The organism is Fructobacillus tropaeoli (assembly GCF_001047135.2).
GTDB lineage: Bacteria > Bacillota > Bacilli > Lactobacillales > Lactobacillaceae > Fructobacillus > Fructobacillus tropaeoli.
In genome coordinates this window covers 58508-82206 of record NZ_DF968084.1, presented here as the reverse complement: position 1 = coordinate 82206, position 23699 = coordinate 58508, and the positions used below count along the sequence as shown (strand labels likewise).

General features: G+C 45.1%; 23 protein-coding genes, 1 other RNA gene and 1 other annotated feature. Of the genes, 1 reads left to right on the top strand and 23 read right to left on the bottom strand.

Annotation, left to right across the window (positions count from 1 at the left end):
- Positions 1-5: 5 nt before the first annotated feature.
- From AOQ32_RS06330 to AOQ32_RS06225, 22 genes are all read right to left on the bottom strand, one after another.
- Positions 6-272, bottom strand: coding sequence for a YaaL family protein (locus tag AOQ32_RS06330; RefSeq protein ID WP_047974790.1), 267 nt, complete (start codon positions 270-272; stop codon positions 6-8).
- Entirely contained in the window at positions 272-877 is a 606-nt protein-coding gene (recR, locus tag AOQ32_RS06325; RefSeq protein ID WP_047974791.1) for a recombination mediator RecR, read from the bottom strand. Before recR ends, AOQ32_RS06330 begins: the two co-directional genes overlap by 1 nt.
- A 3-nt stretch (positions 878-880) precedes the next feature.
- Entirely contained in the window at positions 881-2842 is a 1962-nt protein-coding gene (gene dnaX, locus AOQ32_RS06320; protein WP_059394071.1) for a DNA polymerase III subunit gamma/tau, read from the bottom strand.
- 46 nt (positions 2843-2888) lie between these two features.
- An RNA gene (ffs, locus tag AOQ32_RS06315) (signal recognition particle sRNA small type) lies at positions 2889-2975 on the bottom strand.
- Between the two features lie 70 nt (positions 2976-3045).
- Positions 3046-3579 (bottom strand): tRNA adenosine(34) deaminase TadA, encoded by a 534-nt coding sequence (gene tadA, locus AOQ32_RS06310; RefSeq protein ID WP_059394070.1) that lies wholly within the window; start codon positions 3577-3579, stop codon positions 3046-3048.
- The gene (locus AOQ32_RS06305) at positions 3572-4189 is read right to left on the bottom strand and encodes a class I SAM-dependent methyltransferase (protein WP_059394069.1); all 618 of its coding nucleotides are present in this window, start codon (positions 4187-4189) and stop codon (positions 3572-3574) included. Before AOQ32_RS06305 ends, tadA begins: the two co-directional genes overlap by 8 nt.
- Positions 4190-4264: 75 nt before the next feature.
- On the bottom strand, positions 4265-4633 hold the full coding sequence (gene rplL, locus AOQ32_RS06300) for a 50S ribosomal protein L7/L12 (RefSeq protein ID WP_047974795.1): 369 nt from the start codon (positions 4631-4633) through the stop codon (positions 4265-4267).
- A 50-nt stretch (positions 4634-4683) separates the two neighbouring features.
- Complete coding sequence (gene rplJ, locus AOQ32_RS06295) at positions 4684-5202, bottom strand: 50S ribosomal protein L10 (RefSeq protein WP_059394068.1); 519 nt, start codon at positions 5200-5202, stop codon at positions 4684-4686.
- 22 nt (positions 5203-5224) lie between these two features.
- Positions 5225-5343: a sequence feature (ribosomal protein L10 leader region), on the bottom strand.
- A gap of 36 nt (positions 5344-5379) precedes the next feature.
- Complete coding sequence (gene rplA / locus AOQ32_RS06290) at positions 5380-6072, bottom strand: 50S ribosomal protein L1 (RefSeq protein WP_059394067.1); 693 nt, start codon at positions 6070-6072, stop codon at positions 5380-5382.
- Complete coding sequence (gene rplK / locus AOQ32_RS06285) at positions 6072-6536, bottom strand: 50S ribosomal protein L11 (protein WP_047974798.1); 465 nt, start codon at positions 6534-6536, stop codon at positions 6072-6074. The genes rplA and rplK overlap by 1 nt, the downstream gene beginning before the upstream one ends.
- 162 nt (positions 6537-6698) lie before the next feature.
- Positions 6699-7268, bottom strand: coding sequence for a transcription termination/antitermination protein NusG (gene nusG, locus AOQ32_RS06280; protein WP_059394066.1), 570 nt, complete (start codon positions 7266-7268; stop codon positions 6699-6701).
- A gap of 93 nt (positions 7269-7361) precedes the next feature.
- On the bottom strand, positions 7362-7538 hold the full coding sequence (secE, locus tag AOQ32_RS06275) for a preprotein translocase subunit SecE (RefSeq protein WP_059394065.1): 177 nt from the start codon (positions 7536-7538) through the stop codon (positions 7362-7364).
- Positions 7539-7549: 11 nt separating this feature from the next.
- Positions 7550-7699 (bottom strand): 50S ribosomal protein L33, encoded by a 150-nt coding sequence (gene rpmG / locus AOQ32_RS06270; RefSeq protein WP_083994448.1) that lies wholly within the window; start codon positions 7697-7699, stop codon positions 7550-7552.
- Positions 7700-7752: 53 nt separating this feature from the next.
- Positions 7753-8319 (bottom strand): RNA polymerase sigma factor, encoded by a 567-nt coding sequence (locus AOQ32_RS06265; protein ID WP_059394064.1) that lies wholly within the window; start codon positions 8317-8319, stop codon positions 7753-7755.
- Between the two features lie 46 nt (positions 8320-8365).
- Positions 8366-9115, bottom strand: coding sequence for a 23S rRNA (guanosine(2251)-2'-O)-methyltransferase RlmB (rlmB, locus tag AOQ32_RS06260; RefSeq protein ID WP_047974802.1), 750 nt, complete (start codon positions 9113-9115; stop codon positions 8366-8368).
- Complete coding sequence (locus tag AOQ32_RS06255) at positions 9108-9518, bottom strand: Mini-ribonuclease 3 (protein ID WP_047974803.1); 411 nt, start codon at positions 9516-9518, stop codon at positions 9108-9110. The genes rlmB and AOQ32_RS06255 overlap by 8 nt, the downstream gene beginning before the upstream one ends.
- A gap of 191 nt (positions 9519-9709) precedes the next feature.
- On the bottom strand, positions 9710-10162 hold the full coding sequence (locus AOQ32_RS06250; RefSeq protein WP_047974804.1) for a hypothetical protein: 453 nt from the start codon (positions 10160-10162) through the stop codon (positions 9710-9712).
- Between the two features lie 94 nt (positions 10163-10256).
- A complete protein-coding gene (gene rpoC, locus AOQ32_RS06245) occupies positions 10257-13910 on the bottom strand; it encodes a DNA-directed RNA polymerase subunit beta' (RefSeq protein WP_059394063.1) in 3654 nt (1217 codons plus the stop codon).
- Positions 13911-13933: 23 nt separating this feature from the next.
- A complete protein-coding gene (gene rpoB, locus AOQ32_RS06240; RefSeq protein WP_047974806.1) occupies positions 13934-17551 on the bottom strand; it encodes a DNA-directed RNA polymerase subunit beta in 3618 nt (1205 codons plus the stop codon).
- A 296-nt stretch (positions 17552-17847) separates the two neighbouring features.
- Entirely contained in the window at positions 17848-19026 is a 1179-nt protein-coding gene (locus AOQ32_RS06235) for an ABC transporter substrate-binding protein (RefSeq protein WP_059394062.1), read from the bottom strand.
- Complete coding sequence (locus tag AOQ32_RS06230) at positions 19023-19772, bottom strand: ABC transporter ATP-binding protein (RefSeq protein ID WP_059394061.1); 750 nt, start codon at positions 19770-19772, stop codon at positions 19023-19025. Before AOQ32_RS06230 ends, AOQ32_RS06235 begins: the two co-directional genes overlap by 4 nt.
- Positions 19769-20770, bottom strand: coding sequence for a FecCD family ABC transporter permease (locus AOQ32_RS06225; protein WP_059394060.1), 1002 nt, complete (start codon positions 20768-20770; stop codon positions 19769-19771). Before AOQ32_RS06225 ends, AOQ32_RS06230 begins: the two co-directional genes overlap by 4 nt.
- A 708-nt stretch (positions 20771-21478) precedes the next feature.
- On the opposite strand from AOQ32_RS06225, the gene AOQ32_RS06220 reads away from it, so the two are divergent.
- Positions 21479-22069 carry a TetR/AcrR family transcriptional regulator gene (locus AOQ32_RS06220; RefSeq protein ID WP_059394059.1) on the top strand — a complete coding sequence of 197 codons (591 nt, stop codon included), beginning with the start codon at positions 21479-21481 and terminating at the stop codon, positions 22067-22069.
- A gap of 113 nt (positions 22070-22182) precedes the next feature.
- On the opposite strand, the gene AOQ32_RS06215 is transcribed toward AOQ32_RS06220, so the two are convergent.
- Positions 22183-23634 carry an amino acid permease gene (locus tag AOQ32_RS06215; protein ID WP_059394058.1) on the bottom strand — a complete coding sequence of 484 codons (1452 nt, stop codon included), beginning with the start codon at positions 23632-23634 and terminating at the stop codon, positions 22183-22185.
- Positions 23635-23699: the final 65 nt, after the last annotated feature.

Genomic DNA, 23699 nt, shown 5'->3' with positions numbered 1-23699 from the left:
AGCTCCTATTCCTGTGGTTGCTTGAAAATCAGCGGTTGCTTCGCCACCGCTTTGCGACGCTTTGCTTCATTGTAGAGGTACAAGAACTTTGCCTTATCGACTGCCGTTTGGGCCTGAATCATATGACCGTTAACCCGCGAATCAACCAATGCCGTTTCGGATTCTTGCGCTTGATGATATTCTAAACGCGCTTGATTAATTTGACTTAAAAGCAATTCGTCAAACTCTTCTTTGAGAAAACCCGTATTCACTTTTTTCTTTTTATTAAACATTAGAGCTCATTTCTGCCTTCGATGGACTTAATCAAGGTCAGTTGGTCCGCATAATCGATATCGGCTCCAACCGCTAGGCCGGTTGCTAGTCGGGTTACTTTAATATTGGCTGGCTTCAAAAGGCGCGCCAAGTACATCGCGGTTGCTTCGCCATCGGTATTGGCGTTCGTCCCAACAATCACTTCTTGAATCTGTTCATCCTTTGAAAGGCGCTTAATTAAAGATGGCAGATTAATATCCTCTGGCCCTGTTCCGGCACTGGGGGAAATCACGCCATTTAAGACATGATAAAGTCCGTGGTATTCCCCAGTCTGTTCCATCGCCATCACATCCTTTGGATTTTGCAAAACCAAAACAGTACTTTGATCACGGCTAGGATCGGAACAAATAGCACAGGGATTTTCATCCTTTGTTGTTATATTACCGCAAATTTCACAAAATGTAACTGATTCTTTCGCCGTTGCCAAGGCGTTTGCAAAGGATTTAACATCTTCTTGATCCATCCCCAATGTGTAAAAGGCTAACCGGCTAGCAGTTTTTGCCCCAATCCCCGGTAACTTCGAATATGAATCGATTAATTTTGCAATTGGTTCTGGATATTGCATGTTCTATTTTCCTTCATCATCTGTTTTGGTCACAACGACCAAATCGTCCCCAAAAAGGTCTTTGGCTTCTTGGACTAAATCAGGCCCTTGGTCGACTTTTTCTTGGTTCGCCGTCTCAGTCATTGCAGCCACCTGGTCGTGATTGGATTCTAAGACAGTCGGAGTCAGGTCAGCGAGCGAAATCTCGATTTTTTGTCCCGACCGCAAGGCTGTCACGTAAGCCGCCCGGTCGTTTTGCCATTCGTCCTTACTCCGCAAGACTAAGGTTTCTGGTAGCTGATTTTCCCGCAGAGCATTTGCCAAGTTCGCCAGTAAATCGGTATTTTGTAAACTGGCATCCATAATGGCTGGGAAATCAAAGGCTAAAATCAGGGCCTGGTCAGAAGAGGCCATTGGTTCAACCGTCTGCAAGACCGCCTGGTCTTTGACTGCAAAGCCCTTGACTAAGTCGGGCCAGATGTTTTGCGCCTGTGTCAACCGATCTCGCTTTGCTTGAGACAGAACCGCTTGGACGGGCTCTTGACCTGTATAAACGGTTGGGAGCGTTCGGGTAACTGGCTGACTGGTAGTTGTTGTTGCTTGGACCGGCTGTTCTTGACTGTCCGCTGTGCTTTGCTTTGGCTCTGCTACTGGCCGGCTGACTTCCGGTTCCACTGGTGCGCTTGGTTCTTCACCGGCAAAGTCAGCACCCGCCAACAAATCTGTGCTTTGCTCTAGCCTTGTGCTTGGTACTGCATTCTGCTGAACCGGTTGGTCAACAACTGCGGTATCAACAACCGGCTTGGCTTGGGCTACTACTTGCTCGTTTGGCTTATTATCCTGAACGGATTCAGGTGCCTGAGCAGCTGGCTTACCTTGTTTGTCAGTGGTACTATTCGTCAGTGGTGCTTGAGTCGACTGACCCTTTGAGATCGGCTGGCTTTTGTCTTCGTCTGAAAGCGTCAACTTGACCGTCAAGATTTCCAGGTAAATATCACTTTGCAGCGAGGCCGCCAACTGGGTTTTAACGTCGTCAATAACAACGAGCATTTGCTGCAACTGGTCTTGAGAGATTTTGGTTTTAAAGGCCTTTAACTCTTCTACCTTGCTGGTTGCCTTCACCAAATCCGGCGCTAAATCAACGAGCATCACATCCCGCAGGGTCGCCATCAAATCAGCTAAGAACCGATTAGCATCCTTCCCTGCCAACAAAATCGCAGACAAAGTAGCCAAAGCGGCCGCCGTATCTTGGTCCAACACCTGATTTAAATAAGTCAGTAGCTGATCAATTTTGACCGAACCAGTTACCGTTAAGGCATTTTCGAGCGTAATTTTATCGGGGCCATAGGCAATCACCTGGTCCAAAATCGACAGCGCATCGCGCATCCCACCTTCGGCGGCAGTCGCCACAACATCTAAGGCTTGGTCTTCAAATGCCTGATTTTCCTGGTGTAGGATTTCAATCATGCGGTTCTTAATTGTCTCGTTTGAAAGGCGCTTAAACTCAAAGCGCTGTGTCCGCGACAGAATCGTTGCGGGCATTTTTTGCACTTCAGTCGTCGCTAAAATAAACTTTACCTGAGCTGGTGGCTCCTCTAAAGTCTTTAAAAGCGCATTAAAGGCCCCCGTCGATAACATGTGGGCCTCATCAATAATATAAATTTTAAACGGTGCTTCAATCGGCGCGTAATTAGCCGAATCACGGATGGAGCGGATTTCATCAACTCCGTTGTTCGAAGCCGCATCAATTTCAATAATGTCAGGGTGGGACTCGTTTGCCTGGTCTTCACTGATACCATTAACTTCCCGTGCAAAAATCTTGGCCGCTGAGGTTTTTCCCGTTCCTCGCGGACCCGAGAATAGGTAGGCGTGACCCGTTTGCTTTTGCTCGATAGCGTTCTCGAGCGTCTTGGTAATCACTTCCTGGCCGACCATTTGCTCAAAAGTCCTTGGCCGGTACACCCGGTAAAGTGCTTGATATGCCATGGTGGTCCCCTCCCTTACAAAAAAAGCCGCCTTCTGGCGGTTTTACTATGTACACAAGCACAAGGTTAATCAATCTTAGAGCTGCTACATTTCTGTCCTGACTCGGTTCGAAAGGCAACCCTTGCCTGCACTGTTATTATAGCGAAATATCAGGTTTTTAGCAAGCGTTTTAAAGAAGAAAAATCAGCCTGGAAACCTGATGGTTACTCGCTTTCGGCCAACTTTTTCAATTCCTTAGCAGCCTGCTTTTTTGCCTTTTGCTTCTGACGAATTTCTTGAAAAAAGTCCTTCAATAAGGCCTTGGATTGATCAGCCTTCACACCAATATAAGTTTTTACTTGATGGTTTAACCGCTCATCCTCAAAGACATTATAGAGAGACGAGACAGCCCCCGCTTTTTGGTCTTGAGCACCATAATAGACCAATGGAATCCGAGCGTTGATGATGGCCCCAGCACACATTAGGCATGGCTCGAGCGTGACAAAAAGCGCCGTATTTTCTAACCGCCAAGTACCGATCTCCTGATTTGCCTGGTTGATGGCCAATAATTCAGCATGACTACTGGCCTCTTGATCAATTTCCCGTCGGTTCGAACCAGTCGCAATCACCTGACCGTCTTTAACAATCACGGCGCCGATTGGTACCTCGCCAATTTCACCAGCCCGCTTCGCCTCCGCTAAGGCAATATCCATAAAATAAGCCACTTGATCAGAGCTTAAAGTTGGGATTTCAGCCATTAACTGCCTCCAAGACATAGTAGCCTTTATTTTTACCGGCAATCGAAACATCATCGAAAACAGCTTCCAGGTTCTTTTGAGCCGATGGTGCGCCCTGCTTTTTTTGCAAAACAGCCAGCAACTTCCCACCTGGCAGCAAATGATTTTTAGCTTCCTGGAGCATCGCTGTCACCACTGGCTTACCAGCTCGAATTGGCGGATTAACCAAAATTAAGGCATATTGGTCCTGAATACCTTCGTAAATATTGGATTGGAAAACCTTCACCTGGCTACCCACCCCGTTTTTATTGGCATTCTTTTGGGCTAAATCAAGGGCACGCTGATTGACATCGACCATATCAACATTCTTATTCAGCGCCTTGGCAATGGCAATCCCCACCGGTCCGTAACCAGTTCCCAAATCCAATACCCGACCAGCTGGAAAATCAGTTTCCGCCGCAACAGCAAGCATCGTCCGTGTCCCAAAATCCACCGTTCTCTTGGAAAAAACACCGGCATCCGTCGTGAAATGCAAATTATTGCCTAAAAGTTCAAAATCAAAATCTTGATAGTCATGGGCTGCATCTGGTTGCGCCGTGAAGTATTGTTCACCTGAAATTTTTTCCGTCATTGCGTTGTTGTCCTCTGTTCTCATTTTACTAAAATATGTACAAAAAAAGAGCCCCTAAAGGCCCTTTTTCTAGGATTACTTCAAAGTAACTGAAGCGCCGGCAGCTTCCAAAGCTTCCTTCAATTCGTTAGCATCGGCTTCGGCAACGCCTTCCTTAATAACAGAAGGTGCGTTGTCAACCATGTCCTTAGCTTCCTTCAAGCCAAGACCAGTAGCTTCACGAACTGCCTTGATAACCTTAACCTTAGCAGTACCTGCTGAAGTCAATTCAACGTCAAAGTCTGACTTAGCAGCTGCGCCATCGGCACCAGCAGCACCAGCAGCGGCTACAGGAGCAGCAGCTGAAACGTCAAATTCTTCTTCGATAGCTGAAACCAAGTCAGCCAAGTCCAAAATTGTTGCATCCTTCAATGATGCGATAATCGCGTCTTTATCAAAAGCCATGATTAATTCCTCCAATTAGTTTTTAAATAGTTTGTAATTTATAGTTGTGCTTATTCAGCAGCTGGGGCAGCTTCTTCAGCTTCCTTCTTTTCTTGCAATGCCTTAACAGCATAAGCGAAAGAACGGATTGGGAACTGGAATTCGGCCATCAACTGACCAAGCAAACCTTCGTGAGAAGGCAATGAAGCGTACTTGTTGATTTCATCAACACCAGCAATACTTCCGTCAACAACACCACCCTTAATAACGAGCTTGTCATTTCCGTCAGCAAACTTCTTCAAAATGCGGGCTGGGGCAACAGCGTCGTCGTTTGAGAAGGCAACGGCTGATGGGCCAGCAAACAAATCGTTCAATTCTTCGAAACCAGCTTCCTTAGCAGCACGTTCCAAAACCTTGTTCTTGATAACTTCCAAGACAACGCCTTCTTCACGCAACTGTGAACGCAAGTCAGTTGATTCGGCAACAGTCAAACCACGAGGGTTGACAACAACAGCGGCTGAAGCGGCCTTAAATTGATCGGCAACTTCTGAAACCTTCTGTGCTTTGATTGCAATAGCTTGTTCACTCATATGAAATTCTCCTTTCAAAGATTTTTTTGCAAAAGAAACCCGCCTGCAAAAGACAGACGGGTAAAGTTAATTGATAACTTCCTCGGCAGGATATTAAGGTGCGAGCACCACCTGAGTCTTAGGCAAAATTGATTTTATTTACTTATTCATCTTAGCAGTTTTCAGCTAGGCTGTCAATTAAAGAGAAGCCAAGTCCAAAGTAACTGCAGGACTCATTGTTGAAGACAAAGCAACGTTTGAAACGTAAGTTCCCTTAACAGCTGCAGGACGAGCCTTCAAAACAGTGTCAGCAATTGACTTGATGTTTTCAGCCAACTTTGCATCGTCAAATGATACACGACCAACAGTAACGGCAACGTTTCCGTCACGGTCAGTACGGTAAGTCACTTGACCACCCTTAGCATCTGAAACAGCCTTGGTAACATCCATAGTTACAGTTCCAGTCTTAGGGTTTGGCATCAATCCCTTAGGACCCAATGCACGACCAACACGACCAACTTGCGCCATCATGTCAGGAGTTGCAACAGCAACGTCAAAGTCTAACCAACCGTCTTGGATGCTTTGAACCAAGTCAGCAGCACCAACAACGTCAGCACCAGCAGCTTCGGCTTCCTTTGCCTTGTCGCCTTGAGCAAAGACAACAACAGTCTTGTCCTTACCAGAACCGTTAGGCAAAACGACAGCACCACGGAGTTGTTGGTCAGCTTGACGAGTGTCAACGTTCAACTTGAAAGTAACTTCAACTGAAGCGTCAAACTTTGCGTATGAAACTTCCTTCAACAAAGAAATTCCGTCTGCCAATGCGTAAGCCTTTTCAGCTTCAACCTTAGCAGCAGCTTCTAAATACTTCTTACCATGCTTTTGTGTCATTATTCTGCGTCCTCCTTGATTGCTGTTCCTTCAACAGTCAAGTCCACACCGTCGACCGTAACACCCATTGAACGGGCTGTTCCTTCGATCATCTTCATGGCTGCTGTTACGTCGTTGGCATTCAAATCTGCCATCTTGTTTTCAGCAATTGCACGAATTTGGTCCAAGGTTACGTTACCGGCCTTAGTACGGTTAGGTTCACCAGAACCCTTACCAACAATCTTCCGCAATTGGTCAGCTGCTGGTGGAGTCTTAGTAACGAATTCGAATGAACGATCATCGAAAACTGAGATTTCGACAGGGATTGTTGAACCAGCTTGGTCAGCAGTCCGTGCGTTAAATTCCTTAGTGAACTGTGCGATGTTAATACCGGCTTGTCCCAAGGCAGGTCCAACTGGTGGAGCTGGAGTTGCTTTGGCAGCGGCAATTTGCAGTTTCACAACATTGATAACTTTTTTAGCCACGATATATTTCCTCCTCGTGTTGTGGTAGAACGTAGCTTTAGTGCTACTTCCACGCATGTCTTTGACATACCAGAGTAGTATAACAAAAAAAACGTCCCAAGTAAAGGACGTTTTTCCTGAAAACCCGTTAACAAAAGCATTTGTAACGGCTCTAAACTTTAATTAGAAGTTTGTATCGATATCATTGAAACCAAGTTCAGTTGGTGTTTCACGGCCGAAGACTTCAACTGTTGCTTCAACTTCCTGCTTTTCATTATCAATCGCACGGACAATTCCTTCCATACCATTGAATGGGCCAGCAACAATCTTGATGGTTTGGCCAACTTCAATGTCCAAGTCAACAGTTGCTTGATCAGTCATACCCATTCGCTTCATCAACAATTCAACTTCTTCAGGCAACAAAGAGTTTGGCTTTGATCCGGCTCCGTGAGAACCCAAAAATCCGGTAACGCCCGGTGTGTTACGAACAACGTACCAAGCTTCATCGGTCATATTGCCATCTTGTGGAGTGGCCATTTCAACCAAGACATAACCAGGGAAATCATTTTCGATGGAAGTCTTTACTTCACCATCTTGAACAGTTGAAACTTCTTGTTCTGGCACCAAAATCCGGAAAATTTGGTTAGCCATTCCCATTGTTTGTGTTCGTGATTCCAAGTTTGCTTGAACCTTGTGTTCGTAACCTGAGTATGTGTGGACAACGAACCAAGCCTTTTCGATTTCTTCAGTCATGGTTATTTTGGGCGAATGCCCTTCCTCCTTCAATTGCAAATAAAAAAGAGTCCGCTGACTCTTCTAACTGCCTTTAGTATACTATATTACGACTTATCGTGCCAAGAACAAATTGACACCTTGTTGTAGGAGCCAATCTGATGCACCGATAATGATAGCAAAAACGATTGAAATGCTAATCACAGCAACCGTTTCCTTTGTCGTTTGTTCCATTGACAGCCAAGAAACTTTGCGCATTTCTGCAGCGACATTTTTAAAGTATGTAATCATGGTTCACTACCTCACTTTGTTTCTCGGTGGAGCGTATGCTTTCCGCAATGGGGACAAAACTTTTTCACGCTCAAGCGCTCAACCCGCCCCTTTGCCAGGGTAACGGTGTAATTTCTTGATCCACAGACCTCACAGGCCAATGATGCTTTTTGACTTGGCATAAAGTTACCTCACTAACTAGCATCATAGCATCTTTAGGCCTAATTTTCAACATTCACTCATGGAGTCGACGTAAATAGGCCTGTTTCAACCGATATTGAACCCTCGTCACTTGATGATTTGATTCATGCGGTTTTAATAAGATTTTTCCATCACCAATTAAAAAACTAATAATTTGCGCCACTTCGCTTTTGCGACAGTTTAAGACTTCCGCTAGAGTTTCACGAGCAATGCATTGTTGTTCCGGTGTTCCCGTTGGCTCAGCAATAACAACAGGCAAATCCTGACCGGCATCAAAATGGGTCATGGCACGGTTAAACTGCTCCTGTTTTGTATTTTGCTTGCGAAGATAGTCAATCGCCCGATTACGCAAGGCAGCCATTAAATAGGTCGAAAACTTGGCCCGAGCCTTTTGCACATCGTAACGCCTTAGGCAGTGCAGCGTGGCTTCAAGGGCATCAGCCTCCCAATCATCGGCGCGGCAAACATTGGTCAAATAGTTACCGTAGACCAACCAAACCATGCCCACATGACGACGATAGAGGGTTACAAAGGCCTCCTCATCACCTTGTTGTGCTAAGAGCACCTCGTGGCTCCCCTCCCGCAATTGTATTTTTTCCATCAAAAAAGCCTCCTTTTCGCAGGGGGCTTTGTGAACACAAGGCCCCTTAGAGAGGGTGTCTTGAGCTATATCCTTGATAGATTAATAAACTAGCGGCCACACTGGCATTCAACGACTGAACATGACCAATCATTGGAATGGTTAACATACCGTCAACCTGCTTTTTCAGTAAGGGCGAAATCCCTTTTCCTTCATTTCCAATAACTAGAGCCGTAGCACCCTTGGCATCCCATGTCCGATAATCCTGTCCGGCCATGTCAGTGCCAAAAATCCAAACGCCACGTTCTTTCAATGTCTTAACCGTTTGCACCAAATTCGTCACGCGACAAACCGGTACGTGCTCGATGGCACCAGTAGAACTTTTAGCCACCGTTCCAGTCAGTTGCACTGCCCGACGCTTGGGGATAATCACACCATGAACACCAGCAGCATCAGCCGTTCGCAAAATGGATCCTAGGTTATGGGGATCTTCAATTTCATCCAAAATCAGGAAAAAAGGATCCTCATTTTTGCTCTTAGCCTTGTCAAACAAGTCGTCTAGACTAGCATAAGTAAAGGCAGCCACTGACAAAACCAAGCCCTGGTGATTACCACCATCGGCTAACTCATCCAACTTTGCTTTCGGTGCCTGTTGGATAACAATGCCCTGTTGCTTAGCTAATTGGCTAACTTCCCGCTCTACCTTTGGCTGCAGACCTGGCTGTAGCCACAACTTGTTGATTGCTGTTTTTTGTTTTAAAGCCTCAACAACGGCATGGTGACCGTAAATAAAGGCTGGTGCTTGCTCATTAGACATTGTTCGTTCTCCCGCTTTCCACTTGGTCGAAAATCCATTCCATAATCGTTTGTAAACGCTCTTCTTGCTTAGACAAGTACAAGTAGCCAATCATCGCTTCCACACCAGTTGAAATCCGGTATGCCACAACGTTGGTATTTTTAGCCTTAGTATATGATTTGGCATTGCGACCACGCTTAAAGTAAGTTAACTCATTCTCCTTTAACAATTGATCATCTTCCATCAATTGGTACAAGGCAGCGTGTGCTTTGGCCGAGACATAGTGCCGTGACTTTTTCTGTAAGTCGTTTACTTTTGTTAATCCCATGGCGACCAAATGATTGCGGACCGTTAATTCATAAATCGCATCACCGATGTAGGCTAAAGACAGCCCATTCATCTGTTCATAGTCAAGTTGTTCCATTCAATATCTCTTTTCAGTTTGGTCCAACCAGGCTAGCGACACCTAGACAGTACCAAGTTTGTTCTGACCCAACAAGTAATCAGGCTCTTTTTGTCCTGATTTTACCAAATTAGAGCCTAAGTAACATTCATTTAACAAGGCAAAACACTCGCTCCAGTCGTGAGCTCACTGACTGATAACGAGTGATTAACTTAACGCTTATTTTTCTTTTCTTGGCGCATTCCCTGCACCATCCGAATTGTCCACATTGACAAAAAGCCAACAATAATCGCCGCAATCAGGTGAATCGCAATCTCGCCCTGCTTTTGAATTGGCCAAAATAAAAGCGAAATAATCATCAAAACAGCAGCCGTGATCATCGCCTGTTTCCATTGCGACCAAGTGGTCACCTGGTATTGGTTATGCGGAATCGATTGTGGAAACAAACGGAATTGGATTTGTTCCCCAATCGGGCTAAACGCGGCAGCGTAAAGGACCGCAAAGAAATAAACAAACCAGTTTTGATTATAGGCTTCGTTACCGGTTTCAATGCGGACCAATAACAAGACTAATAGGAGCACTGCCGGAATGACCGCCGTTGCCCAAAGTTGTTTTTTATTCAGCTTTTGGATCCAATCAATCCAGTCAATTTTTACTTTTTTCATGCTTGCCTCGTTTTTAAATCTACTCCTAGTCTACCGTACTCCGAGACTTTGGACAATAAAAAAACCAGCTTTCGCTGGTTTTCCCATGATTCTTTTAGTCTTGACCATCAATTGTTTGGGCAACTTGGTCCAAAGATTGAATGTCTTTTTCTTCTGGTTGGTCAACAACTTCACCAACAACTTCTGGCTTAATCTTACGATATTCAGCCATTCCAGTACCGGCAGGGATAATCTTACCAATGATAACATTTTCCTTCAAACCGACAAGTGGATCATTCTTGCCACGGATAGCAGCATCCGTCAAGACACGCGTTGTTTCTTGGAATGAGGCAGCTGACAAGAATGAATTAGTCTCCAAGGCAGCCTTTGTAATTCCAAGCAAGACAGGACGAGCAGTCGCAGGAACCTTACCAGCAAACAACGCTGGTTCGTTAGCCCGCTTGAAATCAGCGATATCCATCAAAGTTCCAGGCAACAAATCAGTCTGACCTGGATCCATGACACGAACCTTACGCAACATCTGACGAATCATAACTTCGATGTGCTTATCGGAAACTTCGATACCCTGCAAACGATAAACCTTTTGGATTTCTGACAACATGTATGATTCAGCAGTCAAAGTATCCGTTACGGCCAACAATTCCTTTGGATCGATTGGTCCTTCATTGATGGCATCACCACGGTTAATCATGTCGCCTTCACCAAAGCGCATCCGGGCAGCCAAAGGCAATGTGTAGGTGCGAGTATCAGTCTCACCTTCAATTGTGACTTCCTTTGTACGTTCGGCTGGATTTTCCTCAATAGTTGTAACCTTACCAGTTACTTCAGAAATTTCAGCACGTCCCTTAGGGATACGAGCTTCAACAATTTCCTGCACACGAGGCAAACCTTGCGTGATATCGTTTCCACCGGCAACTCCACCCGTGTGGAAGTTACGCATGGTCAACTGCGTACCAGGTTCCCCGATTGATTGGGCGGCAACAGTACCAACGGCTTCACCAACTTCAACTTCTTCACCAGTAGCCAAGTTACGTCCGTAATCCAAGACAGAAACACCGTGTTCTGTCGTTGATGTAAAGACAGAACGGATAGTGACTTCTTCGATACCAGCAGCATCAATCTTCTTAGCGGCATCTTCATCAATCATTTCGTTGCGGGCAACAATCTTTTCACCTGTTTCAGGATCAAAGACAGTCTTCATAGCGTAACGACCAAGAATTCGGTCGTACAATGGTTCAACCACTGAGCTACCATCAACGATAGCCTTAACAGCAACACCACGGTCAGAGCCATTGTCGTATTCACGAACGATAACGTCCTGAGCAACATCAACCAAACGACGAGTCAAGTAACCTGAGTTGGCCGTCTTCAAGGCCGTATCAGACATACCCTTACGAGCACCGTGAGTTGAGATAAACATTTCCATAACAGTCAAACCATCACGGAAGTTTGATGTAACTGGCAATTCGATAATCTTACCACCAGGTCCGGCCATCAAACCACGCATTCCAGCCAACTGAACGAAGTTTGAAATGTTACCACGAGCACCTGAATCCTGCATCATGTAGATAGGGTTACGAGTGTCGAAAGTAGCCATCAATTCGTCTTGGATAACATCCTTGGCCTTTGACCAGATATCAATAACACGTTGGTACCGTTCTGAATCTGTAATCAAACCACGACGGAATTGCTTCGTTACTTGTTCAACTTCAGCGTGCGCATCAGCCAAAATCTTTGGCTTGTCAGCCAATTCCGTAACATCGGTCATGGCAACAGTCAAACCAGATTGAGTTGAAATATCATAACCCAAGTCCTTCATGCGGTCCAAAAGCAATGACGTTTCCGTCACCTTGTAACGCTTGTAGACTTCCGCGATGATGTCAGACAAGAAGCCCTTCTTGAATGGCTTAATGATTTCACGATCTGCTAAGAATTCGTGAATGTTCTCCCCTGGTTCCATAAAGAAGTCATCAGAAACTCCTTGGAAGTTATCATCAGATGGTTCGTTGATGAATGGGAATTCAACTGGCAAGATTTCGTTAAAAATCAGCTTACCAACTGACGTCACCATAATCTTTGACCGTTGGTCATCAGTAAATGGCTTCTTTTCTGAGAATGAAGAAGTTTGAATACCAACACGAGTTTGGTAGTGAACTAACTTGTTAGCAAAAGCGATGCGAGCTTCATCAACAGATGAGAAGATCATGCCTTCGCCTTCACGACCAGCTTCTTCAGTCGTCAAGTAGTAGTTACCAATCACCATATCCTGTGAAGGAGCAACGATTGGCTTTCCATCCTTTGGTGCCAAGATGTGGCCTGCGGCCAACATCAGCAAACGAGCTTCCGCTTGCGCTTCATCAGACAAAGGCACGTGAATGGCCATCTGATCACCATCGAAATCGGCGTTATACGCTTCACAGATCAATGGGTGCAAACGCATTGCCTTTCCTGAAACCAAGACCGGTTCAAAGGCCTGGATTCCAAGACGGTGCAATGTAGGTGCTCGGTTCAAAAGAACTGGATGTTCCTTGATAACGTCTTCCAAAACGTCCATGACGTCTTCGTCGGCCTTATCAATCTTACGCTTAGCTGATTTCACGTTGCCAGCAAGGCCACGCTTCGTCAATTCGCGCATGATAAATGGACGGAACAATTCGATTGCCATTGGACGTGGCAATCCCATTTGGTTCATCTTCAAGAATGGACCAACATCGATAACAGAACGTCCTGAGTAATCAACACGCTTACCCAACAAGTTCTGACGGAAACGTCCTTGCTTTCCCTTCAACATGTGAGACAAAGACTTCAAAGGACGGTTACCAGGACCAGAAACAGGACGGCCACGACGACCGTTATCCATCAAGGCATCAACGGCTTCTTGCAACATCCGCTTTTCGTTTTGAACAATGATGCCTGGGGCATGCAAGTCAAACAAACGCTTCAAACGGTTGTTACGGTTGATAACACGACGGTACAAATCGTTCAAATCAGAAGTGGCAAAACGGCCACCTTCCAATTGAACCATTGGACGCAAGTCAGGTGGGATAACTGGAATAACATCCATGACCATCCACTCTGGCTTGTTGTCTGATTGCAAGAAGGCCTCAATAATGTCCAAACGGCGAACCGCACGAACACGCTTTTGACCAGTTGCTTCTTGCAATTCATGCTTCAAAGCATCGGCTTCGCCAGCCAAATCAACATTGGCCAACAATTCCTTCACAGCTTCAGCACCCATGCCGGCCTTAAAGTTTGCACCGAATTCCTTCTTGTAATCACGGTACTCACGTTCAGTCAACAATTGCTTCTTTTCAACAGGAGCATCCCCTGGTTCAACAACGACATAAGAAGCGAAGTAGATAACTTCTTCCAATGATCGTGGTGACATATCCAAGACCAATCCCATCCGTGATGGAATTCCCTTGAAATACCAGATGTGGGTAACTGGGGCAGCTAATTCAATGTGACCCATGCGTTCGCGACGAACCTTGGCAGAAGTAACTTCAACACCACAGCGGTCACAGACGATTCCCTTATAACGGATCCGCTTGTACTTTCCACAAGCACATTCGTAATCCTTTGTTGGGCCAAAGATTCGTTCATCGAACAAACCATCTTTTTCAGGCTTAAGAGTACGATAGTTAATCGTTTCTGGCTTCTTGACTTCTCCATGAGACCAGTCATGGATTTGATCAGGTGAGGCCAGACCGATTTGCATACTCTCGAATTTATTAACATCGATTGCCATCTATTCGGTCACCTTTCTTTTAATTATTCTTGTTCATCAGTAGAATTTTGACCAGCGTCTTCTTCTACCTTATCAAAGGCTACCTTAACTTCTTCGTCATCGCGGTTAAGCAAATCAGGGTTCGTACGAGCCAACTTTTCCAAAGCATCAACTGGCAAGACTGAGTCATCTTCATCCATCTGCTTCAATTGAACGGCTTCACCTTCTTGGTCCAAGACACGCATGTCAAGACCTAAGGCTTGCAATTCCTTCACCAAGACACGGAATGATTCCGGCACACCTGGCTTAGGGATTGCGTCACCCTTGATGATTGATTCATAAACCTTGACACGACCAGCAACATCATCTGACTTGTAAGTCAAGATTTCTTGCAAGGTATAGGCAGCACCGTAGGCTTCCAAAGCCCAAACTTCCATTTCTCCGAAACGCTGTCCACCGAACTGAGCTTTTCCACCCAATGGCTGTTGCGTAACAAGAGAGTAAGGACCGATTGAACGGGCGTGAATCTTGTCGTCGACCATGTGGGCCAACTTCATATAGTGCATTACACCAACGGCGACGCGCTTGTCAAAGGCTTCACCAGTTTGTCCGTCATAAACAACAGACTTACCATCTTGTGGCAAACCGGCTTCGGCCAATGCTTCTTCGATTTCATCATCTGAAGCACCATCGAAGACAGGGGAAGCTACGTGGATGCCCAACTTCTTAGCAGCAAATCCTAAGTGCAATTCCAAAACCTGTCCAATGTTCATACGTGATGGCACACCCATGGGTGACAGCAAGATGTCGATTGGTGTTCCATCTGGCAAGTATGGCATGTCTTCTTCAGGAACAACGACTGAAACAGTACCCTTGTTTCCGTGGCGACCGGCCATCTTGTCACCAACTTGAATCTTACGCTTCTGAGCGATGTAAACACGAACCATCATGTTCACGCCAGGAGCCAATTCATCACCATTTTCAGGTGTATAGATTCGAACGGATTGCACAACTCCGCCACCACCGTGTGGTACCTTCAAAGAAGTATCGCGAACTTCACGAGCCTTTTCTCCGAAGATGGCATGCAACAAACGTTCTTCGGCTGACAAATCAGTCACACCCTTTGGTGTTACCTTACCAACCAGGATGTCGCCATCCTTAACCTCGGCACCAACACGGATAATTCCGTTTTCGTCCAAGTCCTTCAACTGTTCTTCACCAGTATTCGGGATTTCACGTGTGATTTCTTCAGGGCCAAGCTTTGTATCACGAGCCTCTGAATCATATTCTTCGATGTGAATTGATGTATAAACGTCTTCACGAACCAAGCGTTCGTTCAAGACGATGGCATCTTCGAAGTTATAACCATGCCAAGTCATAAAGGCAATAACTGGGTTTTGTCCAAGGGCCAATTCACCCTTTTCCATTGATGGACCATCGGCCAAGACCTGGTCGTCATCGATTTGTTCCCCAACCTTCACAATTGGCTTTTGGTTATAGTTCTTACCACCGTTTGAACGGCGGAACTTCATCAATTCGTAGGTATCCAATTGACCATCTTCACGACGGACACGGATTTCCTTGGCATCAACGTATTCAACTTCTCCTGGAGCAGTTGAGATAATGGCAGCACCAGAATCGTGGGCAGCCTTATATTCAACACCAGTACCAACAATTGGCGCATGTGGGTCGAGCAAAGGCACGGCCTGACGCTGCATGTTGGCACCCATCAAAGCACGGTTGGAATCATCGTTTTCCAAGAAAGGAATAACAGACGTTCCGACTGAGACAACCTGCTTTGGCGAAACATCGACATAGTCAATCTTTTCGATTGGCGTTTCGATGTTTTCTTCACCGTAACGGGCCATGGCAGTCTTATGAACAAATGAACCATCGTCTTCCAATTCCGTGTTGGCTTGGGCAACGATATAGTTATCTTCTTCGTCGGCCGTCAAGTAATCAATCTTTTCGGTAACCTTGTGAGTTCCCCAATCAACACGACGGTATGGTGTTTCAATAAAGCCATACTTGTTGATACGACCATAAGTGGCCAAAGAGTTGATCAAACCGATGTTAGGACCTTCGGGCGTTTCAATTGGGTCAATTCGACCATAGTGCGTGTAGTGAACATCTCGAACTTCAACACCGGCACGGTCACGAGTCAATCCACCAGGACCAAGGGCTGACAGACGACGCTTGTGGTTCATTTCACCCAATGGGTTTGTCTGATCCATGAACTGTGACAACTGTGATGAACCAAAGAATTCCTTCACTGCTGCAACAACTGGACGAATGTTAATCAATTGCTGTGGCGTAACAGTCGCAGCATCTTGGATTGACATCCGTTCGCGAACAACTCGTTCCATTCGTGTCAAACCAATGCGGAACTGATTTTGCAACAATTCCCCAACGGAACGAATACGACGGTTTCCCAAGTGATCGATATCATCAACCTGGCCAACACCTTCTTGCAAGTTCATGAAGTAGTTCATTCCTGCCAAGATATCAGCTGGACGAACATTATGCTCGTCTTCAGGCAAGTGTCCGTTGCCAATCAAAAGCAAAGTCTTGTCTGGGTTTTCAGGTGATTCAATCTTAATCTTTTGCAAGACCACTTCGTCTTGCAAGACAGCATCACCGGATGGTGTATAAGTAACTGTCTTAAAGTCTTCCCGATCCAAGAACGGTGCCAACTTAGCCATGACAGCCTTATCAACAAGCGTTCCCTTTTCAGCAATAATTTCGCCAGAATCAGGGTCGGCCAATGTTTCAGCCAAAGTCTGGTTCAGTAAACGCGTCTTCAATGACAACTTCTTGTTAATCTTGTAGCGACCAACTGGTGCCAAATCATAACGCTTTGGATCGAAGAAACGAGCCACCAACAAAGCACGTGATGAGTCAGCTGTCTTTGGTTCACCCGGACGCAAGCGTTCATAGATGTCCTTCAATGACTCTTCAACACGGGAGTCAGACATGTTCTTGTGAACATCCTTTTCCAAAGTCATGTTCAAGGCGTCATAACCGTCTGAGAAGATATCGATGATATCAGAATCTGAACCGAAACCAAGGGCACGGACCAATTCCGTCATCAACAACTTACGTGTCCGGTCGATACGAACGTTGGCAATTCCCTTTGCGTCTGTTTCGTATTCCAACCAAGCCCCACGGTTTGGAATAACTGTTGTTCCAAAGTGTGGGCGACCATTTTTGTCAGCTTCTTGGTTGTAGTAGATTCCAGGTGAACGAACCAACTGTGAAACGATTACTCGTTCGGCACCGTTGATGATGAACGTTCCTTGTTCAGTCATCAATGGGAAATCACCAAAGAAGACGTCTTGTGACTTGATTTCACCAGTTTCATGGTTCGTCAAACGCAACGTCACGTGCAATGGTGCTGAGTAGTTCGCATCGTGTTCACGAGCTTCATCGATGTTGTACTTTGGTTCCATCAATTGATAGTCCACGTACTCCAAAGACAAGTTACCCTGGAAGTCTTCGATTGGCATGATGTCGTTAAACATCTCCTTGATTCCTTCATCTAAGAACCATTGGTAGGATGCCAGTTGTACCTCGATCAAATTTGGAAGATCCAACACTTCTTTAATGCTGGCGTATGATCGGCGGGTACGATATTTACCATAATTTACTAAATGTCCTGCCACAGTATCACCTCGTCTGTTATTCACTGTTTACTAGGGAAAATATTACAATTTGATTACAATTTGCGAAATCAAGCCCTTATTTCGGCCAATAAGGCACAAAAAAAGCAAGCCACGTTTTTGTCGCCAAGAGCGGGCATTGCCTGATATAAGGGCGTTGAGTGGACAAGAGATCACCAACTGCCATATTTATTTACAGTGTTTCTGACTACTATTGTACCGATTATCAAAGAAAAAAGCAAGGCCTAATCCCGCTACGCTCGCGGGTTTCACCTTACCTTTTATTTAAACTTACTTCGTTATGATTTTTCCATGTCCCACTGGGCCAAGAAAGAATCTTTATCTGCCAAATCAGGCAAATACTTTTCATTAAAGTCTTGCAAATTCTTTTCGGGTTTCAAATCAGTAAAGAGTTCTGGATACAAACTTTTGGCCATATACTCTATTAAGACATAATCCTTCATCGTCCGCATCAAATGATTATCTAAAGCATACAACTGGCCACTTTGAACTGCTTTGAGCTGGCTAAAGCCAGGCCGTTGCGCTACTAATTTTGCCAAACTCTGCTGCGTTTCCTTTGGACTAATACCATAACCAACTTTTAAGGAAACCGAACGTGGATCGGCATAGTTGGTACCATCGATGAAGATTACGTCCGGGTCCTGTGCAAACAAGAACTCAGGATTGACATCCCCCGTGGTCTTAATTTGGTCACGGTAGATATTATCTGCTCCGGCCGCTTTGGCCAAGGTGCCCATCAGCATGCCATCGCCATATGCCTTACCGTATTCGGCAAAGGAAGCGCCTGAGGACCGCTGTTCCACATAAACTCGCTTCTTTTCCTTCACCAACTTCAACCGCTGCGCCACATTGGTGATATGGCGTTGATAATTCTGATTAAGCGCCTTGGCGCGGTTTTGTGTATCAAAGACCTGACCAAGGATGGTTGTTGATTGGTAATGGGCGGCCGGGCTTAGGTCAGTATAGTCAATGAAGACAACCGGAATCCCCAACTCGTCTAAGTGCTTAATATTGGCTTCTCCAATCCCATCATATTGGTAGTTAGCCAAAATGACAACATCGGGATTCAGGGCAATCAGTTTTTCAATATCGAAACTACCCTTCAGAGTTGAACCAACGTCTTGGACTTGGTCAAAGCCCGCAGACCGTTCTTTCAAGAGATTATACAAAACACCGGAATAATTGGCCGTATCAAAAGTCGATGTCGCCACCACCCTTTCAAAGGCATCCGGCCCAGCAACTGATAACAAGTTTTGATAGTAGTAAGGGTAGTAGGCTCGTGTAACCTTTTTAGGCACTCGCACCTTCCGGCCGCGCACATCCTCAATCACTCGCGTCGCCACTGTCGTTGTTTCCCGCTGACGGTCTTCCAACCCTTCCAACGCCTTAATACCCGCAATGCCGAGGAAAAAGCCGGCAACAACAATACTCCAAGAGAGAGCTTTTCTGATTTTCATCGTGAACCCTCCTCAATCGGTCGCAAAGGAATGATGGCTAAGTGTTGATCGACCGTTCCCTTCATTTCTAATTCAACGCCATACAAATCCTCTAACCGTTCCTGTTGCAAAGCCTGGTCCGGATCCCCCGCAGAAATCAGCTGACCGCCCTGCATCAGATAGAGGCTGTCTGAAAACCGGGCAGCCAGGGTCAAATCATGGATAACGATGATGCCCACAATTTGGTGGCGATGAACATAGCGTTGCAGCGTTTGCAAGTACTGTAACTGCTTTTTAATATCCAAAGCAGACGTGGGTTCGTCCGCAATAATAACCGTTGGCTGCCGGACCAAGGCCTGCGCCAAGACCACCAGCTGTTGTTGGCCGCCGGAAAGGTCAGCAAACTGTTGGTCTGCCAAATCGCCAATTCCTAATTCATCCATGACCGATTCAATCGCCTGCAACTGATCGTCGTTCACGCGAAAATCCAAGTCACCGTACAGCCCCAACAAAATAAATTCAAAAACCGTAAAATATTGGTCGGCCGTGACCTTTTGCGGGATATAGGAGATTTTATGGTCTTTTTCAAAAGTCACTTGCCCATCTTTTTTCTCAAAACCCAATAGCGCCTTGAGAAAGACACTTTTCCCGGAGCCGTTGACACCAATAATGGTTGATAAGTGTCCATCCTCAAAACGACAATTCACATCTTTTAGGATTGGCTTCGCTTTCTTTTGAACCGTTAGGTTCTCTACTAAAATCGTCATGAGCGTTGCCCCTTTCGAATGGCCACTAGGCACATAAACGGCACACCGACCAAACTAGTAATAATGCCGACCGGGATAATCGTACCGGGAATCAACGCCTTGGAAACAACCGCCGCCAACAACAAAACCACCACACCCATAATGGCCGAACCGATAATTGTAAATCTGGCATCGTTACCGACAAGCATTTTGACAAAGTGTGGCGCAATCAAACCGATAAAACCAATCGTCCCAACAAAGGAAATCGCCACAGCCGTTACCAGCGCCGAAGCAAAGAAAATTAAAAGACGCGTTCTTTTGACGTTGACACCCATCGACTGGGCGCTTTCATCAGACAGCTGCACGAGATTCATTTCCCAACTTTGCCGATAAATCAGTACCAGCACAATGTAGAGAACAATAAAGACCACTAAGACACTATCCCAGGAAGACTTTGATAAATCACCAAGGCTCCAGGTCGTCATTCGTTGGGCATTCCGCTCGCTAGCAAAGTACTTGGATAACTCCTGCAAAGAAGTAAAGAACAAATTAATCGCAGTCCCAACTAAGATAATCGTGTTCATACTCACTTGGCCAGCTGAAAAAATCAGCAAAATAACAGCACTGCCCAAAAAGCAGAAAAAAATGGCACTGGCCTGAACGTTCGCCTGCCCAAAGACAAAGGGAAAACCCGATAGGATGCTCAGCGAGGCGCCAAAGCTAGCCGCCGATGACAAACCCAGGGTAAAGGGGGTTGCAATTGGATTTTTCAGCATATTCTGCATACACAATCCTGCTAATCCCAAAGACGCGCCAACTAAGGCCGCTGTCAGCGTTCGAGTTAAGCGCATCTTCAAGACGACGCCTGCCAATTCCGGCTGCTGACTTGCTACATTCGTCCCTAAAAAGGACAGGGTGCCAAAGCCATGATAGATATCGACTATCACTAAAGAGAAGGCCAAAAGGCCCATGAGGAGGAGAAGTAAAATTTTGCGGCGATTCTTTTCTTGATATGCCATCGTTAGGTCCCTTTCTGTTCGAAAACGGTGCTATGTCATGGATCCATGAACTTTGTTAAGATTTTTACTAAGTATCCACTATACGGAAAGTGGCCATTTCTGTCAATCAAAGTCAAGAGTCCCTTCTTTAAAATTCAGCAAAAATTGTTATCAAAAACCGGTTAAATCAGCCTTAATATGCATTTTAAATAAATTAAAAAAATATAAATATTTAAATTGATTAATTGGGTAAATTATCCCCAGACAACAAAAAAGAAAAAGGATTGACCGCTCTCATCTTCGGTCAATCCTTTTCTTGAAAAATATTTTGTTGTGGACCTTCAAACCTATGTATACTTGCAGTTCACCAATTACTGATTTGCTAATCAACAAAGTTATGCACCTTAAAAGGACCAGGGAGTTTAATCGTTGCCCCAACTGGTCCTTTCATCTCTCACCAATGCAGATTAAGTGAAACGACGCACGGACATCACGCGGACCGCTCTGCCTCTTCACAAAGTCTCTCCTCTTTGCTATAAATAAAAGACATAACAGTGTCACAACAGTTACATTCTACCGAGTTTTGTCCACTCTTTTCAAGGGCTTTTGGTTGTCAGGTGTTAACCACAACTGTCAATCAATTTCTAAAAAGACCATTTTATCAGCCCCCGAGATGGTATAATGTTCAATAATCCACAATATTAATTTTCATTTAATCGAAAGGACACCATGGAAAATCCCCAACCCGTGACAACCGAACGCATTTTTTACGCATACCTGAAGGTCGCCCGAGTCGCTGAGAGTACAAAAGATATTTCATTAGCCAAAATCGCTGAAGAATTAGGTGTCTCCAGACAAGCTATCTACAAAAATCATTTTCAAAATATTGAGGAATTAACGCAATCACTGCATTATTACGTTGATAATAAACCATACCAACAGTTAAAGTGCTTTGCCTTTCATGACAAAAACCATTCCTTCAAAGAATTACTAAGTTTTTTCGCTGAAAACGTTATTCCATCACTTTATGAAAAACATGAATTCCTTGGTGTTTTTTATTCAAAAGTAGCAGATCCAGCCTGGCGTCCCTACTTAAATCAACAGTACATCGACATGCTCATCCCCTACTTTGATGGTGCAAACGGAAACCAACATGAGTTAACCTCACAAACACTTGCTGAACTTACGATTAACCAAGTCATGGCCGCCATCAGTATCTGGCTCACGCAAGAAGAGCCTGTTAAGCCTGACATTTTTGCTCAACGCTTTATCTATCTTTTCTCAAATTCTATTCTTGATTTAGCTGAAATGAGCGATTAACCTATTAGCACTGATTTCTTTCACAAAAAGAGCTTCCACCCTAAAGGTGGAAGCTCTTTTATTAATTAAGAAACATAACCTACCCAACCGAAATCCGGCTGAATAACCAATTTTTAATGTTCAGCCTTTGAATCCAAATCAATTTCATCTAAAGGAATCAACTTTGACTTCTTAACAATCTTATAGACAATGTATGGAATCACGACAATTGGCACTGACAGATAAGTCATGCCAATCTTTTCCCAATCAAAGTGAGTAAAGGAAGTTGGGTCTTGCAAAACAATCACTACGATTGACAAAACAATGGCCAAAATCGGACCAAATGGGAACCAGCGTGCCTTATAGACCAACTTGTTCAAGTCCTTACCTTGGCGAACATAGGCACGACGGAAGCGCAAATGTGCTAAGGCAATTCCTAGCCAGGCAATAAAGCCAGACAGACCTGAAGCAGCAACCAACCAAGTGTAGGCTTCACTACCACCCTTAATGTCTGACAAGAAAGCAAACATGCCAACGAAGACCGTTAACAATAGGGATGCCCAAGGCACACCAAATTTTGACAACTTAGAAAATACCTTTGGTGCCTGACCCTTCTTGGCCAAGGCGTAAAGTGTTCGGTTAGCTGCATAAGTAGCTGAATTCGCTGCTGAAATAATTGACGTCAAGATAACTGCGTTCATTAATGAGGCGGCAAAAGCGATACCAGCATTCTTGAAGACAATCGTAAATGGTGAAACCGTGATGTCGTTGTTATTAGCAGCTGACAACAAATTTGGATCCTTGTAATACACCAAAGCAGAAATCACAAAGATGGCACCGATATAGAACAACAAGATCCGCCAGAAGACTGAGTTAATCGCCTTTGGCACTGATTTTGATGGGTCCTTTGCTTCACCAGCAGTAATCCCCACCATTTCTGTTCCCTGGAATGAAAAACCAGCAACCAAGAAAACCGACAAGACACCTTGGAAGCCACCAACAAAACCGTGGTTACCAACAGACAGGTTATGCATGACGTTTTGATTTGAGTGAATAACCCCAAAAATGGTCAAGACACCAATAATCAAGAAGAAGACAATCGTCACAACCTTGATTGTCGACAACCAAAATTCAGTTTCACCAAAAGTCGAAACGGAAAAGAGATTAATAAAGAAAATCAGTGCCAACACAATCGCTGAGAAAACCCAAGCCGGTACGTGAGGCAGCCAGAACTGCGCGACCAAACCAACCGCCGAGACTTCAGCCGCAATGGTAATCGCCCAGTTAAACCAGTAATTCCACCCAAGGGCAAAGCCCATAGCTGGTTCAATAAAACGATTACCGTATTCTGAAAACGAACCAGTAGTTGGCATATAAGTTGCCATTTCACCAAGTGAAGTCATCAGGAAGTAAACCATGACACCCATCACCAAATAGGCAGTAATGGCGCCCATTGGTCCAGCTTGTGATACCGTTGCTCCAGAGGCCAAAAAGAGCCCCGTTCCAATTGATCCACCCAAGGCAATCATGGAGACATGACGTGTCTTCAATTCCTGCTGGATGGCATTTTGATCTTGTTCAGCCATTTGCATGACTCCTTCATATGAATTTCAAACAATAAAAAAACCCGTTTTTGTCACAAAACAAAAAC

What these genes read in the sequence shown, in the direction of transcription:
- AOQ32_RS06330 (WP_047974790.1), bottom strand. Translation starts at nt 272, where the DNA reads ATGTTTAATAAAAAGAAAAAAGTGAATACGGGTTTTCTCAAAGAAGAG.
- recR (WP_047974791.1), bottom strand. Translation starts at nt 877, where the DNA reads ATGCAATATCCAGAACCAATTGCAAAATTAATCGATTCATATTCGAAG.
- dnaX (WP_059394071.1), bottom strand. Translation starts at nt 2,842, where the DNA reads ATGGCATATCAAGCACTTTACCGGGTGTACCGGCCAAGGACTTTTGAG.
- tadA (WP_059394070.1), bottom strand. Translation starts at nt 3,579, where the DNA reads ATGGCTGAAATCCCAACTTTAAGCTCTGATCAAGTGGCTTATTTTATG.
- AOQ32_RS06305 (WP_059394069.1), bottom strand. Translation starts at nt 4,189, where the DNA reads ATGACGGAAAAAATTTCAGGTGAACAATACTTCACGGCGCAACCAGAT.
- rplL (WP_047974795.1), bottom strand. Translation starts at nt 4,633, where the DNA reads ATGGCTTTTGATAAAGACGCGATTATCGCATCATTGAAGGATGCAACA.
- rplJ (WP_059394068.1), bottom strand. Translation starts at nt 5,202, where the DNA reads ATGAGTGAACAAGCTATTGCAATCAAAGCACAGAAGGTTTCAGAAGTT.
- rplA (WP_059394067.1), bottom strand. Translation starts at nt 6,072, where the DNA reads ATGACACAAAAGCATGGTAAGAAGTATTTAGAAGCTGCTGCTAAGGTT.
- nusG (WP_059394066.1), bottom strand. Translation starts at nt 7,268, where the DNA reads ATGACTGAAGAAATCGAAAAGGCTTGGTTCGTTGTCCACACATACTCA.
- secE (WP_059394065.1), bottom strand. Translation starts at nt 7,538, where the DNA reads ATGATTACATACTTTAAAAATGTCGCTGCAGAAATGCGCAAAGTTTCT.
- rpmG (WP_083994448.1), bottom strand. Translation starts at nt 7,699, where the DNA reads ATGCCAAGTCAAAAAGCATCATTGGCCTGTGAGGTCTGTGGATCAAGA.
- AOQ32_RS06265 (WP_059394064.1), bottom strand. Translation starts at nt 8,319, where the DNA reads ATGGAAAAAATACAATTGCGGGAGGGGAGCCACGAGGTGCTCTTAGCA.
- rlmB (WP_047974802.1), bottom strand. Translation starts at nt 9,115, where the DNA reads ATGTCTAATGAGCAAGCACCAGCCTTTATTTACGGTCACCATGCCGTT.
- AOQ32_RS06255 (WP_047974803.1), bottom strand. Translation starts at nt 9,518, where the DNA reads ATGGAACAACTTGACTATGAACAGATGAATGGGCTGTCTTTAGCCTAC.
- AOQ32_RS06250 (WP_047974804.1), bottom strand. Translation starts at nt 10,162, where the DNA reads ATGAAAAAAGTAAAAATTGACTGGATTGATTGGATCCAAAAGCTGAAT.
- rpoC (WP_059394063.1), bottom strand. Translation starts at nt 13,910, where the DNA reads ATGGCAATCGATGTTAATAAATTCGAGAGTATGCAAATCGGTCTGGCC.
- AOQ32_RS06235 (WP_059394062.1), bottom strand. Translation starts at nt 19,026, where the DNA reads ATGAAAATCAGAAAAGCTCTCTCTTGGAGTATTGTTGTTGCCGGCTTT.
- AOQ32_RS06230 (WP_059394061.1), bottom strand. Translation starts at nt 19,772, where the DNA reads ATGACGATTTTAGTAGAGAACCTAACGGTTCAAAAGAAAGCGAAGCCA.
- AOQ32_RS06225 (WP_059394060.1), bottom strand. Translation starts at nt 20,770, where the DNA reads ATGGCATATCAAGAAAAGAATCGCCGCAAAATTTTACTTCTCCTCCTC.
- AOQ32_RS06220 (WP_059394059.1), top strand. Translation starts at nt 21,479, where the DNA reads ATGGAAAATCCCCAACCCGTGACAACCGAACGCATTTTTTACGCATAC.
- AOQ32_RS06215 (WP_059394058.1), bottom strand. Translation starts at nt 23,634, where the DNA reads ATGGCTGAACAAGATCAAAATGCCATCCAGCAGGAATTGAAGACACGT.